This window comes from Caballeronia sp. LZ029 (assembly GCF_031451275.1).
Classification (GTDB): domain Bacteria; phylum Pseudomonadota; class Gammaproteobacteria; order Burkholderiales; family Burkholderiaceae; genus Caballeronia; species Caballeronia jiangsuensis.
In genome coordinates this window covers 1-633 of sequence record NZ_JARUXO010000018.1, presented here as the reverse complement: position 1 = coordinate 633, position 633 = coordinate 1, and the positions used below count along the sequence as shown (strand labels likewise).

At 58.9% G+C, this 633-nt stretch carries 1 protein-coding gene; it reads left to right on the top strand.

The genetic code is table 11. From position 1 onward, the window contains the following. Window positions 1-36: 36 nt before the first annotated feature. On the top strand, window positions 37-633 hold a 597-nt coding region (locus QCE73_RS33905; protein WP_309885324.1), incomplete at its 3' end, for a cytosine permease.

Sequence of the window (633 nt, the reverse complement as noted above, 5' to 3'; positions counted from 1 at the left end):
GCGGCGCTCGCCGGTGCCGCCTTCTCGGGACGCGAGGTGCAGTTCGTGGTCGGGCTCGGCGCGACAGGCGCCATGGCGATGGTGCTGTACTTCATTGTCGGCTTCGGAAAGATAACGATGATGACGCTCAATGCCTATAGCAGCTACATGTCGACTGCGACCATCATCGGAGCGTTTCGCCACCGCGATGCCGTGTCCGTCCGTCACAGGTTCTTCTACGTGCTCGGCATGGTATCGCTCGCGGTGTTGATTGCCATAACGGGTTCGCATTCGTTTATCAAGTCGTTCTCGTCATTTCTGATCTTTCTCCTCGCGTTCATCACGCCATGGAGCGCTATCAGCATCGTCGATTATTTCTTCGTCAACGGGTCGAGCTATGACCTGCACGCGCTCTCCGATCCCAGCGGCCGCTACGGAAGCTGGAATCTGTCGACGATCGCTGTCTATGTCTGCGGCGTTCTACTCGAACTGCCTTTCATATCGAGCGGCTTTTATACCGGCCCCATCGCGCGCGCGCTCGCGGACTCCGATATTTCCTGGGTGATCGGGCTAGCCGCGACGGGATTGCTGTATGGCCTCGTCGCCAGAAAGCGCCGCCGTGCGCAGTCCGAACATCTGACCATCCCTACCGAA